Annotated in this window: 11 protein-coding genes; 7 read left to right on the top strand and 4 right to left on the bottom strand. The window is 52.7% G+C overall.

Translation table 11 applies throughout. The annotated features are described in order from the left end of the window. The first annotated feature begins 77 nt into the window (after positions 1-77). Together JJD41_RS01795 and JJD41_RS01790 are read left to right on the top strand one after the other, a co-directional pair. A complete protein-coding gene (locus JJD41_RS01795; protein WP_200664450.1) occupies positions 78-2,720 on the top strand; it encodes a TIGR03960 family B12-binding radical SAM protein in 2,643 nt (880 codons plus the stop codon). A gap of 870 nt (positions 2,721-3,590) precedes the next feature. Continuing rightward, entirely contained in the window at positions 3,591-4,877 is a 1,287-nt protein-coding gene (locus tag JJD41_RS01790) for an RNA-guided endonuclease InsQ/TnpB family protein (protein WP_200664449.1), read from the top strand. A gap of 19 nt (positions 4,878-4,896) precedes the next feature. On the opposite strand, the gene JJD41_RS25175 is transcribed toward JJD41_RS01790, so the two are convergent. Next, complete coding sequence (locus JJD41_RS25175) at positions 4,897-5,022, bottom strand: hypothetical protein (RefSeq protein WP_255547201.1); 126 nt, start codon at positions 5,020-5,022, stop codon at positions 4,897-4,899. A gap of 42 nt (positions 5,023-5,064) precedes the next feature. Here JJD41_RS25175 and rne point away from each other — a divergent pair, with 42 nt between their 5' ends. The 3 genes from rne to JJD41_RS25600 all read left to right on the top strand — a co-directional run bounded on the left by rne (position 5,065) and on the right by JJD41_RS25600 (position 8,698). Continuing rightward, positions 5,065-7,128, top strand: a complete 2,064-nt coding sequence (gene rne / locus JJD41_RS01785; RefSeq protein ID WP_200664448.1) for a ribonuclease E — start codon at positions 5,065-5,067, stop codon at positions 7,126-7,128. A 128-nt stretch (positions 7,129-7,256) separates the two neighbouring features. Then, entirely contained in the window at positions 7,257-7,868 is a 612-nt protein-coding gene (locus tag JJD41_RS01780; RefSeq protein ID WP_370583816.1) for a ribonuclease HII, read from the top strand. 263 nt (positions 7,869-8,131) lie between these two features. Then, positions 8,132-8,698 carry a 4-Cys prefix domain-containing protein gene (locus JJD41_RS25600; RefSeq protein ID WP_200664447.1) on the top strand — a complete coding sequence of 189 codons (567 nt, stop codon included), beginning with the start codon at positions 8,132-8,134 and terminating at the stop codon, positions 8,696-8,698. On the opposite strand, the gene JJD41_RS01770 is transcribed toward JJD41_RS25600, so the two are convergent. Beyond that, a protein-coding gene (locus JJD41_RS01770) for an IS5 family transposase (protein WP_200664346.1) occupies positions 8,601-9,361 on the bottom strand; the annotation gives its coding sequence in 2 pieces (ribosomal slippage) (positions 8,601-8,935 and positions 8,935-9,361; 762 coding nt in all). The two genes, JJD41_RS25600 and JJD41_RS01770, sit on opposite strands and share 98 nt — an antisense overlap. 76 nt (positions 9,362-9,437) lie before the next feature. On the opposite strand from JJD41_RS01770, the gene JJD41_RS01765 reads away from it, so the two are divergent. Beyond that, positions 9,438-10,589, top strand: coding sequence for a GUN4 domain-containing protein (locus tag JJD41_RS01765; RefSeq protein WP_200664446.1), 1,152 nt, complete (start codon positions 9,438-9,440; stop codon positions 10,587-10,589). A gap of 204 nt (positions 10,590-10,793) precedes the next feature. Here the strand turns inward: JJD41_RS01765 and JJD41_RS01760 are convergent, their stop codons facing one another. Both JJD41_RS01760 and JJD41_RS01755 read right to left on the bottom strand, forming a co-directional pair. Next, on the bottom strand, positions 10,794-11,345 hold the full coding sequence (locus tag JJD41_RS01760) for a DUF1997 domain-containing protein (RefSeq protein WP_200664445.1): 552 nt from the start codon (positions 11,343-11,345) through the stop codon (positions 10,794-10,796). A 98-nt stretch (positions 11,346-11,443) separates the two neighbouring features. Beyond that, positions 11,444-12,034 (bottom strand): DUF1997 domain-containing protein, encoded by a 591-nt coding sequence (locus JJD41_RS01755; protein WP_200664444.1) that lies wholly within the window; start codon positions 12,032-12,034, stop codon positions 11,444-11,446. Between the two features lie 362 nt (positions 12,035-12,396). On the opposite strand from JJD41_RS01755, the gene pheA reads away from it, so the two are divergent. Continuing rightward, positions 12,397-13,236 carry a prephenate dehydratase gene (pheA, locus tag JJD41_RS01750; RefSeq protein WP_200664443.1) on the top strand — a complete coding sequence of 280 codons (840 nt, stop codon included), beginning with the start codon at positions 12,397-12,399 and terminating at the stop codon, positions 13,234-13,236. The last annotated feature ends 43 nt before the right edge of the window (positions 13,237-13,279 follow it).

Below are 13,279 nucleotides of genomic sequence, written 5' to 3'. Positions count from 1 at the left end.
CCGGGGCGCCAGCCGAACGGTGTGGCGCCCCGGCACCCTCGTGTAGATTGAAAAAGTTTTTAGAGTAGAGTTTGGCCGTGGCAGTCGCAGTAGAACAACTTTTAACCTCAGACATCTTACAACCCGCTCGTTACCTCGGAAACGAACTGGGCGCCGTCCACAAACCCTGGGACAGCGCCGCCGTTCGCTGGGTTCTGACCTATCCCGAAGTGTACGAAGTCGGAGCCTCCAACTTGGGGCATATCATTCTTTACAACATCCTCAACACCCAACCGCGCCAACTGTGCGATCGCGCCTACTTGAGCGCCCCGGACTTGGCGCAAAAGCTACGGGACACCCAAACCCCCCTGTTTGCCGTCGAATCCCGACGCGCCCTCACCGACTTCGACCTGCTCGGCTTCAGTCTGAGTTACGAACTCGGGGCGACCAATATTTTAGAAATGTTGTCCCTGGCTCAAATTCCCCTGACCTGGGAACGACGCCGCCAAGATGAAGCCTGGAACGTCGAGAACGGCAGTTGGCCGCTTATTTTTGCCGGAGGTCAAACCGCCACCTCCAATCCCGAACCTTACGCCGACTTTTTCGACTTTATCGTTCTCGGCGACGGGGAAGAACTGTTACCCGAAATCGGTCTCGTCCTCGAAGAAGGGAAAGCCGCCGGACTGACCCGCGAAGCTCTCTTGCTCGATTTAGCCCAAGTTCCGGGGGTCTACGTTCCCCAGTTTTACGACATGGCACCCGACGGTTCCGTGCATCCCAACCGCAGGGACGTTCCGGCCCGGGTGCTGCGGCGCGTCGCCGACCCGATTCCAGCGTATTCGATCGGGTTGGTGCCTTATATTCAAACCGTTCACGATCGCCTGACGATGGAAATTCGGCGCGGTTGTACCCGGGGCTGTCGTTTTTGCCAGCCGGGAATGCTGACCCGACCCGCGCGCGACGTGGAACCGGAAACCGTGGTAGACGCGATCGAAGCAGGAATGCGGGCGACGGGATATAACGAGTTTTCCTTATTATCCCTGAGTTGTTCCGACTACCTGGCGCTTCCCGCCGTGGGGATGGAGATTAAAAATCGGCTCCAAAATCAGAATATTTCCCTGTCCCTCCCGAGTCAGCGCGTGGATCGCTTCGACGAGAATATCGCCAACATTATCGGCGGAACGCGCAAAAGCGGTCTGACCTTCGCGCCGGAAGCGGGAACCCAACGGATGCGCGACATCATTAATAAGGGGTTGAGTAATGAAGAGTTGCTGCGCGGGGTGAAAACGGCCTGGGAACAGGGCTGGGATAAGGTGAAGTTGTATTTCATGATCGGATTGCCCGGGGAAACCGATGCGGACGTACTCGGGATTGCCGAAACGGTTCACTGGTTGCAGCAAGAATGTCGCGGGGGCGGACGCAGGCGTTTGTCGGTGAATTTGACGATTTCTAATTTTACGCCGAAACCGCACACGCCGTTTCAGTGGCATTCGGTCTCGACGGCGGAGTTTTTACGCAAGCAAGAGTTATTGCGAGGGGAATTTCGCCGGATGCGCGGGGTGAAGGCGAACTTTACCGACGTGCGAATTTCGGCGATGGAGGATTTTGTCGGACGGGGCGATCGCCGTTTGAGTGCGGTGGTGCGTCGGGCGTGGGAACTCGGCGCCGGGATGGACTCGTGGTGGGAAAATCTCGATCGCGCCTTTGAAGCCTGGGAGAAGGCGATCGCCGAAGCCGGACTGACGTGGAAATACGCCCGAGTCGAACGAGGCGAATGGAACGTCATGGAAACCGGGGAAGCCACGAGTAGCGCCGATCTCGACGCGCCGTTACCTTGGGATCACCTGGATACGGGGATCGATAAAAACTGGCTCAAAGCCGACCTCCAGCGTGCTTTAGAAGCGGCGACGGTTCCGGATTGCTCCTTTGAGGGCTGTTCTCACTGCGGGGTCTGCGGCGTCGATTTCGGTCACAACGTGGTGGTGGAACCCCCGGAGATTCCGGCCTTTTCCGGACATTTTCAACCCTCTACGACCCGGGCGATGCGGCTGCGGGTCCGGTTGGGCAAACACGGCGATCTGGCGTTGGTGAGTCATTTGGATTTATTGCGGTTGTTCGATCGCGCCGTCCGGCGGGCGGATTTGCCGATCGCCTTTACCGGAGGATACCATCCCGGTCCGCGCATTTCTCCGGCGAATGCCTTGACATTGGGGGCGACGTCGAGCGGCGAGATTGTCGATTTCGAGCTGACCGAGGCGATCGAACCCGAGCGCTTCCGGGCCGAGTTAGCCGCACAATTGCCGTCGGAGATTCCGATTTATCGCGTCGAAGAGGTCGATGTTAAATCGCCCTCGGCGACGCAGCTTTTAGAACGAGCCGAATACCTGCTGACCTTAAGTTGGGTGCCGTCCCCAGAGGGAGGCGAACCCCCGAAGGGGGAACAATGGCGGCAGTGGTGCGATCGCATTCTCGCCGCCGAGGAATTGTGGTGGGAAACCACCACGAAAAAAGGTAAAGTGAAGCAGATTAACCTGCGCGATCGCCTCTTCGAGCTGGAGATCGTCGAGGTGGCCGACGACTCTCCCACGGCGGTCGTCCGCTATCTCGGCACCTGTCGCAACGACGGCAATCTCCTGCGTCCCGCTCACGTGGTGACCTTATTCGAGCAAGTCGGCGATGGCGAAATTCAATTGGTTCGCACCCACCGCCAACAGCTCATCCTCGATGCAGGGCAAGGGTAGCTCCCCCGAACGGAATATCGCTCAGATCCGGCATTCAACCCGGGAATGGCTCGAAGAAATTCCGATCGAATGGAGGTAACTTTGGTAGAATGTTTTCAGGAGTTCGCGACTCCGATCCCGAGCTGATGGCTGGTCAAAGTAGGTTTGGAAAACGTTCGAGAGTCAACAGCAACCGACCGGGCGATCGGGCGCTAAGGCCAAGGGGTGCCAAGTCCGTCCCCGGTGCAAACTCACCCCCGACCAAAAATAATGGGATACAAGCCCCGTCCTTCTACGACGGCTTGTGGATAGAATTAACAGGATCCCCAACACAGCCAGAGTCTCGCGGCCAACCGGAGGAACCTGGCTCGCAATGGGCGGCCAACCGGAGAGTTTTTCTTTCCATGCAACCGTGGGACACGCGGTCAAGAAACTCGCCGAGGGTAAAGTCGTTAGACTCCCGATGAAGCGAGAATCCCCGTACCTTGCGGTCGGGGAGTGTCCAGCTTTTCCTTTCTGCCTTTCTGCAAGACTTCCAAGATTTAGTATCGATGCTCGACCCCGTTCGCAGATGTGCTGGCTGAATCCAGACTATTTGCCGACAGGAACGCAGGTTGTCTGTCAATTGCAGCGACGAACTCCCTCGGGAGTGAGAATCACGGGTTGCTATTGAGAACCCCGAGGGATTGTTCCCCCCTTCACGGCCCGTAGGGAATCGTTAACTAATGGGGGGTTCGGGGGACGATAAGTCCCGCGCTCTACCTGAAACGCGAGCGTCGGGATACATGGACACCCCGCCCTTGTCGATTCCCCACCCGACGGGAAGGGCCAAGCCCTACGATGGGCATAAGACAAGCAACCAGTAGCCATAGCTTGTGGTAAACTCCGGCCATGCTGACCATCAACTACACCTACCGAATCTATCCAAACACCACCCAGCAGACTGAACTGTTGGAGTGGATCGAGACCTGCCGAGGGGTATATAACTACGCCTTGCGCGAACTCAAGGATTGGATGGCTTCGCGTAAGTGTCCGGCAGACAGATGTTCTCTGGAAAAGGAATATACTATTCCGGCGGACGAACTGTTCCCGTCCTACCATCGTCAGCAGAACAACCTACCCAAAGCGAAGAAGCAATTCCCGCATTTGGGCAAGGTGCATTCTCAGGTTTTGCAGACGACTATTCGGAGAGTGTACGATACCTGGGAAGCGTTTCAGAAGCGTGGGTATGGATTCCCTCGTTTCAACAAGCTCGGTCAATTCAAATCCTTTGTCTTTCCCCAGTTGAAAAACAATCCCATTAGTGGGCACACCATCAAGCTGCCTACAATTGGGAAAGTCCCCATCAACCTACACCGTTCTATCCCCAATGGGTTCGCTCTCAAGTCGGTTCGAGTAGGATCCAAAGTTCGGGGAACCCAGTGGTACGCCGTTGTCACCATCACTTCGGACGTATCAGTTCCCGAGATCGAGCCTCGCAGCCCTTGCATTGGCATCGACCTGGGCTTGGAGCGATTCTTGATGGCATCTGATAGCAGCGTTGAGGAGTCTCCCCAATGTTTCGAGTCGATGCAAAGTAAACTGAAATTGCTGCAACACAGAGCGGCGAGAAAACAGAAGGGCTCTAAAAACTGGGAGAAAGCTCAACTCGCCATCGCTAGAGTGTACCATCGGATTGCCAACCGTCGCCAAGACTTTCATCTAAAAACGGCTCACAAGCTTTGTGACCGAGCGCAAACCATCTTTGCCGAAGACCTCAACGTTAAAGGGTTAAGGCGAGGGATGCTGCGAGAAGATTGTGTTGACGCTGCCTTCGGGCAATTTTTGTCTCTAACGGAAGGGGTGTGTTGGAAGCGTGGGGTCTACTTTGCTAAGGTCGATCCCAACGGCACTCGCCCTAACTGCTTTGCTATGGTCAGCAAGGGGTTGAACGTCAGAGAACATCATTGCCCTGACTGTCGGGATCGAACTCATCGCGATACGCCTCCGGCGTCGCTACGCGAACGGGTCGCAGCAGAGATGGTTTTGCATCGTGGACTCGAACCAGTCAGTCGCCAGAGACTCTGGGAAAACGAAAGTGCCTGTCAAGTCGGTCTGTCGGGGGTCGATGACCTAGATCGTTGGCGTGGGGCCCGAACATCCAATCGCGAGATTGGGAAGCCCGCGCTGTACCTGTAGGGTCAGCGTCGGGAGGATGTCACGTTTGATTTTTCACGTAGCGCGCGCATTTGTGTAGGGACTGTTTGGCGGGACAGCACTCATCAGTCGTCGGTAACGGACACGACTCGTGACTGACCCCATCCGAGTCCACACCAATGACCATACCCCTCGCGAAGAGCTACACGCTAGGTTTTGAGGAAATTGAATGCCAAAGCAAATTATTATCGCGGAGCAGCATCGTATTGCTGCAGTGTTTTCTGAAGATCAAATCCAAGAACTGGTTGTCGCTACGGGTAGCCACCAGGTTGGGGATATTTATCTCGGCGTCGTCGAAAATGTATTGCCCGGAATCGATGCCGCTTTTGTCAATATCGGCGATGCGGAACGTAACGGATTTATCCACGTCAGCGACCTCGGCCCCCTACGGCTGAAACGCTCTGCCGGAGCGATCACCGAACTGCTCTCCCCCCAGCAAAAAGTGCTGGTTCAGGTGATGAAAGAGCCGACGGGAAACAAAGGACCGAGACTGACGGGTAATATTACCCTCCCCGGTCGCTATCTGGTTTTGATGCCTTTCGGTCGCGGCGTCAACTTATCGCGACGCATCCGCAACGAAACGGAACGCAACCGCCTGCGGGCTTTAGCGATCTTGATCAAACCTTCGGGAATGGGCTTGTTAGTCCGCACGGAAGCGGAATCCGTGACTGAAGAGGCGATCCTCGAAGATCTCGAATTTTTGCAAAAACAATGGGAGGCGATCGTCCGCGAAGCCGCTTCGACGCGCCCTCCGGCCCTACTCAACCGCGACGACGACTTTATCCAGCGCGTGCTGCGAGATATGTACAGCACCGAAGTCAACCGGATCGTGGTCGATTCCCCCACTGGGGTCAAACGGGTCAAACAACACCTGATGAACTGGAATGGCGGCAAGTCGCCCCAGGGGGTGTTGATCGACCAGCACCAAGAACGCAGCAACATTCTCGAATTTTTCCGGGTTAACGCGGCCATTCGCGAAGCCCTCAAACCGAGAGTCGATCTGCCCTCCGGCGGTTATATCATCATCGAACCGACGGAAGCGCTCACGGTCATCGACGTTAACTCCGGTTCGTTTACCCGCTCTTCCACCGCCCGGGAAACGGTGTTGTGGACGAACTGCGAAGCGGCGACGGAAATCGCCCGTCAACTGCGCTTGAGAAATATCGCCGGGGTGATTATTGTCGATTTTATCGATATGGATTCCCGCCGCGACCAACTCCAAGTTCTCGAACACTTTAATAAAGCCCTCAAGGCGGATAAAGCCCGACCGCAAATCGCCCAACTCTCCGAACTCGGATTGGTGGAGTTGACTCGCAAACGTCAAGGACAGAATATTTACGAGTTGTTCGGTCGTCCCTGTCCGACTTGTGGCGGGTTGGGACATTTGGTTCACTTACCCGGGCAGGGGGATACGGCGGCGGTGGAAACGGCAGCGACCCCGTTACCGGAAACGAGTGTGCGTCCGACGACGAGTCCGCCGGAGTCCCGTCCGACGCCCACGCCGATGCCTTCTGCGAGTCCCGAGACTCGTCCGACGGAAACTCCGGTGCGCGAAACGGCGGATCTCGATTACGGCAACGATTTGCAAGAACTCGATTTGATGAACCATCCGAGTTATCAGGAACTCGGGGTGGGAAGTAATCGCCGCCGCCGTCGTCGTCGAGTGGATTTGGGCGAGGAGGAATCGACGAGAAATAATCGCTCGGTCGGTACGCCTTCGCTGCGGAATAATAATGGCGATTGGAGTGATTCGGACAATGAGGGGGGCTTGAATTCCGGTAAGGACGATCGCCCTGAAAAGACAGAACGCAGTCGTTCGAGTAAGCGGGATTTCGATCGCGGTGGCGACGATACGCCGGAAGTGGTGTGTATTGAAATGACCCCGGACGAGCAGGAAGTTTATGCCTTGATGGGGATTTCGCCACTCGTGTTGTTTAATGGCGAAGTCAAAAATCCCAAAAATGTAGCGATTTCCGTGGTGGAACCGGGGGAGGCGCCGCCCAAACCAGAAGGGTCTTATAGCCCTCCGAAGCTGGCGAATGCAGAACCGGAGGACGACGATGCGGCTTCGGTGGCGATCGCCTCTGAAGAACTGCCAGAGGACGAGAACGATCGCTCCGACGAGTCCGACGAGTTCGACAGTAACGATGGGAATGACGGTAACGATGACAGCGAGGGTAAATCTTCTCCGGTCATCCGCCGCCGCCGCCGCCGTCCTTCGGTAGAAAGTTAAGTCCCCGATCGCGATCGCGCGCCCTCTCTCTCTCGGAGGGCGTCGCACTCTTTTCTTTACTGGCTAGTCCCGTGAACCGTCTCTGTACCCGACAACTGAATTTATGGGAAGCTTCGACCTTCGCCGACGTGGATCTCGACGCCCTGGGTCGGGGTCAACTGGTGGCGGGGGTCGATGAGGTCGGACGGGGTTGTTGGTTCGGTCCGGTGGTCGCGGCGGCAGCAATTTTGTCTGGGGAGGCGATCGCCGACTTACGCGAAGCTGGGGTGACCGATAGCAAGCGGTTGAGTGTCAAACAGCGATCGCGCCTCGCTTTGTCCGTGGGAGAAAGCGCGATCGCTTGTTCGATTGGGATCGCTTCGGTACGCGAAATCGATCGCCTCAACATCTTGCAAGCGTCCTTACTGGCGATGAAACGGGCGATTTTAAAACTACAGGTCACCCCCCAGTTATGTTTGATTGACGGCAATCAGTTGGTTCCGGATTTATCGATCGAGCAGAAAACAATTGTCAAGGGAGATTCGCGAGTCACGGCGATCGCCGCCGCCAGTATCGTCGCCAAAGTATGGCGCGATACCCTCATCGTCCGTCTGGCGAAAAAGTACCCGGAATACGATCTTGAAAATAATAAAGGGTACGGTACGAAAAAACACCGTTTGGCATTGCAAAAATACGGCATTTCTCCACAACATCGCCGTTCGTTTCGCCCTTGTCAACTGCACGGCGATCGCCTGTCTTAATTTTACCTAAAAATCCGTTCTTATTTTTTCCTTCATTCCGATCGCGAGCGATCGTTATTTTTAGATCGAATTTCTCAATTAACTCCCAGCGATCGCGCGTTTTGTGAATCTTTCCAGGGGCAATAAAAGAATTATTTCGGTTGAATCAGTTGTGACAGAATACCCAAAAAATACAAAAAATACAAAAAATACAAACAACAAAAGAAGCATCAAATTAACCTCCTAAATTCTTCTAAAATTTAGAATCTAAAATCTAAAATTAAATGAGCTATTGTCTCAATCCTCAATGTCCCAATCCCCATAATCTTGACAAAGAAAATTTTTGTCTTTATTGCGGTGCCAATTTATGGCTGAACAATCGCTATAAAGCCCTTCAATTTTTAGGAGAGGGAGGATTTGCCCGTATCTTTAAAGCGATCGATCGCGATCGTCTTAACAGTTTTTGCGTTATCAAACAGTTTTTACCGCAAGCTTACAATCAGCCAGCTATTACCAAAGCTGGCGAATTGTTTAAAGGAGAAGCTCATCGCCTTTATCTACTCGGCTATCATCCCCAAATTCCCAATTTATGGGCGTATTTTGAAGGCGATCGATATCTTTATTTGGTTGAAGATTTCATAGAGGGTTGTAATTTATATCAAGAATTTCAACAACAAGGATGTTTTAGGGCGTGTCATCAATTATGTAGGTTGACAAAAGTGACCAAATGTGGAGGAAAGCGCCTGCGGACATTTAAGCCAGCCAAATCACGGATGCAGCCAGGTAAATGCCACCCAGGAAGTTCACCGAGCGCTTGTCATAACGAGTGGCAATCCCTCGATACTGTTTGAGCTTGGCAAAGAAGTTTTCCACCAGATGTCGGGTTTGATACAAGAATCGATCGTAATCGTGGGCTTGTTTTCGATTCTTTTTCGAGGGAATGACGACTTCAATCCCTCGCTCGTGCAACGGTTGTCTGACTCGTTCGTCGGCATCGTAAGCTTTATCCGCTAGCAGTGCCTGGACTTCCACTGATGGTAGCAACCGCTCGGCACCGACTAGATCGCTGGCCTGACCGGGAGTTAAAAAAAAGATATGGGATTCCCCAAAGCATCCACCACCGCATGAATTTTCGTACTCAACCCGCCTCGGCTACGACCGATATTTTCCTCTTCGGCTGAACTCCCTGATGCTCCAGCACTGTGCTGATGCGCTCGCACAATGGTGGAATCGATGGCAGCATATTCGTTATCGGCTTCCTCGCAGAGGACTTGGAAAACGCGCTCCCACACCCCAGTTTTTGACCAGCGAGTGAAGCGTGTGTGGACGACTCGAAAATCCCCAAAGCGTTCGGGAAGATCTCGCCAAGGAATCCCTGCTCGAAAGCGATACAACACGGCTTCGACGAATAAACGGTTATCTTTAGCTGTGACCCCAACTGTACCCGGACGACCCGGAAGCAGGTGTTCAATGCGTTGCCATTGGTCGTCTCGTAAAGCGTAACGCCGTTTCATCCCGGTTTTGAGCTATCTTGAGTGAACGGGTAGCAGGCTACACACATTTCACTATTTTTGTCAATTTTCTTAATTGATGACAGACCCTAGCGAAGCAAAAATCTGGGATTTACTCAAGCAATTATTACCCGTTCTCCAATTTATTCATCAAGCGGGAGTCATTCACCGCGACCTCAAACCGGAGAATATTATTCGCAAACCTGACGGGACTTTAGTGTTAATTGATTTTGGGGTATCCAAGCAGTTAGCCGTCCGCGAAGGCGCGGCGATCGCCACGGTGACGGGAACCCCAGGATATGCCCCTTTAGAACAAATGAGAGGTCGAGTCTATCCGGCGAGTGACTTATACAGTTTGGGATTAACCTGCATTCGCTTGCTGGTTGGATGTTGGTTAAATGCGGACGGTTCGGACGATTTGTACGATCCGTTATCGGGAAGTTGGATCTGGGAAAAAAAGTTATCCGATCGCGGAATAAGGGTCGGCGATCGCCTTGTTTTTATTCTCAATAAACTACTACAAGAACAACTGGTACGACGCTATCAATCGGCGAGTGAAGTGTTAGACAGTATCGCCAGCGATCGCCAGATTCCGGAATTACCCGAGTTTCCCGAATTGCCGGAGTTTCCAAGCTTAACCATCCCCACGATATCGGTTAAATTTACTCCCGAATCTGTTTTAAACTCTGCCAAACCGAAAATGTTATTTTCCACATTACCACCGCCACCAAAACCGCCGTTAAAGATGTTTTTAGCGAGTGAAGTGGGGATGGATTATCGAGGGTTAGGGGAGTATTTAATCGAGGGAAAATGGCAAGATGCCGATCGCGAAACCACGAATTTAATCCTCAAATTGGCAGGTCGCGATCGGGTCGGTTGGCTGGATTGTGACAGTATTGCACGGATTCCGACCACGGATTTAAAAACTCTCAATCGACTGTGGGTGATTTATTCCCAAGGACGGTTTGGATTTGGGGTACAAAAACGGATTTGGTTGGAAATTTTAGGAAAAGAAAATCCTAACGCACATTCGGTTAAAGCGTTCGGCGATCGCGTGGGTTGGCGACGGGGTAATCGTTGGCTGTATTACGAACAAATTACCTTTGCCCGAGGTGCGGAGATCGGCCATTTGCCTTTACATTTTACCGCGCGTTGGGGACAGGGATTTCACGTTTTTTGCGGTTGGTGTTTGCGAACTTTAAACGCTTTACTTTGTCGCGAGGAATTTTAGAAAGTTATTTGTAAAAAAGCGATTTGAACAGTTATTGAAAGTTCAAAAATCATCTAAAAACTATCTCTATCTCGTTGCTTGCGATCCGATTGATAGGAGGAGGGGCGAGCAATTTTTCGACCCTCCGGTCATTTCCAGATCGGCGGCAATTCACCCACTGACAATCAACTTGAACCGATTGAGAAGGGCGATCGAAAAATAGCGTCAAGCGGCGATCGACGGTTTGGCCGTTTCTCGCGCCCATACCCCATAATCTAATAGCAGTTGTTCCATCAATCCCTGTTTCATTTTCAGCAAAACATTGCCGAGGAGTCGATTTCCGGTGGATTGCACGATCGCTTTTGGCATCAGCGAAAACGGCGGGGGGAGAAATATTTTTAAACTCAATTCGGCGCCGCCTCGCAAATAGCTGCGATCGACGAGTTGGCGCGGTTGCATGGTTCCATAAAGATTGAGTTTAAAATGTTCGTTAATCGTTTCGATACCGCGCAATTCGCAACCGACGGATTTTAAATGAATCGTTCCTTCGCGATCGCTCCAAATCTTGAGGTCAACTGTCGGTTCGATCTTAAGGCTGAAGAATTTAAGGGGGCGCATGGTCAAGCGATAAGCGTCTGTTTCGAGGCTTTGGATGCGCTTGGGATCGGCGATCGCCCTGACGATACGTTGCGGTTCGCTCAAATAATGTTGAATGGGGACGGGTTGTTCGGGTACGGCGAGTTGTAACGATTGCGAAGCAATAAAGGTGTAGTACATCAGCAATAATTAAAGGAAGGATTTATCCAAAAATATGCACTCAAGGTTACTAGACTTTCTTCACCTTGGCAATCAAGGGACAAAAAATAGACCCGAGTTCAAGCGGTGGGCGTATGGGGCGATAAAACTTGCTGTCCTTGTACGGCGATTTCAGATTCGTTGGTATCCGACGCCCAGTGACGGTAATCGGCAATTAAATGATGAAGCAGTCGCTGTTTAATGGTCAGCAAAACGCTTTTTAATAATCCATTCCCCGTGGTTTCTAAAATCGGTTTGGGGGTCATCAACAATGGCGGCGGTAATTCTACAGAAACGGTTAAATCGGCTTTTCCGGTTAAATAAGTGATTCCGTCAACTTCATGGGGAGAAAGTTGACCGACTAAATCGAGTGAAAAACGGCGATTGATATATTCGACGCCGCGAATTTCGCAACCGACGGAGACAATGTTGACGGTGCCATCGGGTTTGGCCCACACGCGCATATCGACGGTGGGTTGAATCCGCAGCATCATAAATTCGAGGGGTCGCATTTTCAGGCGAAATCGCTCTGGGGAAAGTTGTTCGGTCCGACTCGGATCGACGAGTGCTTTCACTAAGCGTTGGGGTTGACGCAGATAGTGACGGATGGGAACGGGTTGTTCCACAACGGGAATGCGAACCGATTGGGAGGCAACGAACCGTATCTGCATGAGCAAGAGGTGAATGACAACGCTAGGACAATGTTAACGAAATTAACAATATTTAACAAATTTTAACTTCGGCGATGAACTGCCGAACGAGGGCAGTTCTAGGAATTCCTCAGAGAAAAACTGAGGGTAAAATTTGCCTGGAAAATCGGAGCTTCTCATAATCCTACTGTATTGCTGAGAAAAGTTAAAAAATAGTTGCAATAGGGCGATCGCGCGGTCCGGAGAACTTCAATGCTCCTGCTTCTCTAAGTTGGGGAAGAAGCCGCGTAGAATTGAGCTATCCAACTGAGTTCGGTTCGCGCGGCGATCGCCCGCCCTCTAAAATTGAACCGCTTGCAAGGCATTACCACTAGCTCGACGTTATGAATGTCTCTCTCGCTTATTTAGGCCCGCCGGGAACCTACTCGGAGGCGGCAGCTTTGAGTTATGTCAAACAGGCCCGAACCCGCACGGGAATGGAATACCTGTTATGTCCGTATCCGAGCATCGCCCAAACGTTGCAGGCGGTGGCGGGTGGGGAGGTGCAAATTGCCGTGGTTCCGGTCGAAAATTCGATCGAAGGGAGCGTGACGGTCACCCTCGATACGGTTTGGCAGCTCGACAAGCTTCGCATTCAAGAAGCGTTGGTGTTGCCGATTTCTCATGCGTTGATTTCGCCGATGAAATCGCTCAGCCAGATTAAAACGATTTATTCTCACCCGCAAGCGCTGGCGCAGTGTCAGGGGTGGTTGGAGCAGTTTTTACCGCAGGTGCAGTTAATTCCGACGAATTCGACGACGGAGGCGGTGCGGCAGCTCGAAGGGGATCCGGAGGCGGGGGCGATCGCCTCGTGTCGGGCCGCCGAACTGTACGAAATGCCGATCGCGGCGTATCCGATTAACGATTCTCCGGACAACTGCACCCGGTTTTGGGTGGTCAGTTTGCAGCCGTCTCCCGGGGGGAGTCATACGTCCCTGGCGTTTACCGTTCCGGCGAACGTTCCGGGTTCGTTGGTGCAACCGTTGCAAGTATTTGCCCAGCGAAACATTAATATGAGTCGGATCGAATCGCGTCCGACGAAGCGATCGCTCGGCGACTACTTATTTTTTATCGATTTGGAAGCCGATACGCGCACGGCGATCGTCCAATCGGCCCTCGAAGAATTAAAAGGTTACACCAACATCCTCAAAATTTTCGGCAGTTACTCGATCGTCCAAGGTTGAACGGAGGCGAGGCAATCGCCTCCGTTCGTCGAATTCGTCGTGT

It is taken from the genome of Oxynema mangrovii CENA135 (genome assembly GCF_016632315.1).
GTDB classification, from domain to species: Bacteria; Cyanobacteriota; Cyanobacteriia; order Cyanobacteriales; family Laspinemataceae; genus Oxynema; species Oxynema aestuarii.
The sequence above is the reverse complement of the archived record's forward strand: the minus strand, read 5'-3'. Positions and strand labels throughout refer to the sequence as shown.

Coding starts and splice junctions, on each gene's coding strand:
- rne (WP_200664448.1), top strand. CDS start 5,065: ATGCCAAAGCAAATTATTATCGCGGAGCAGCATCGTATTGCTGCAGTG.
- JJD41_RS01755 (WP_200664444.1), bottom strand. CDS start 12,034: ATGCAGATACGGTTCGTTGCCTCCCAATCGGTTCGCATTCCCGTTGTG.
- JJD41_RS01760 (WP_200664445.1), bottom strand. CDS start 11,345: ATGTACTACACCTTTATTGCTTCGCAATCGTTACAACTCGCCGTACCC.
- JJD41_RS25600 (WP_200664447.1), top strand. CDS start 8,132: ATGAGCTATTGTCTCAATCCTCAATGTCCCAATCCCCATAATCTTGAC.
- JJD41_RS01765 (WP_200664446.1), top strand. CDS start 9,438: ATGACAGACCCTAGCGAAGCAAAAATCTGGGATTTACTCAAGCAATTA.
- pheA (WP_200664443.1), top strand. CDS start 12,397: ATGAATGTCTCTCTCGCTTATTTAGGCCCGCCGGGAACCTACTCGGAG.
- JJD41_RS01790 (WP_200664449.1), top strand. CDS start 3,591: ATGCTGACCATCAACTACACCTACCGAATCTATCCAAACACCACCCAG.
- JJD41_RS25175 (WP_255547201.1), bottom strand. CDS start 5,022: ATGGTCATTGGTGTGGACTCGGATGGGGTCAGTCACGAGTCGTGTCCG.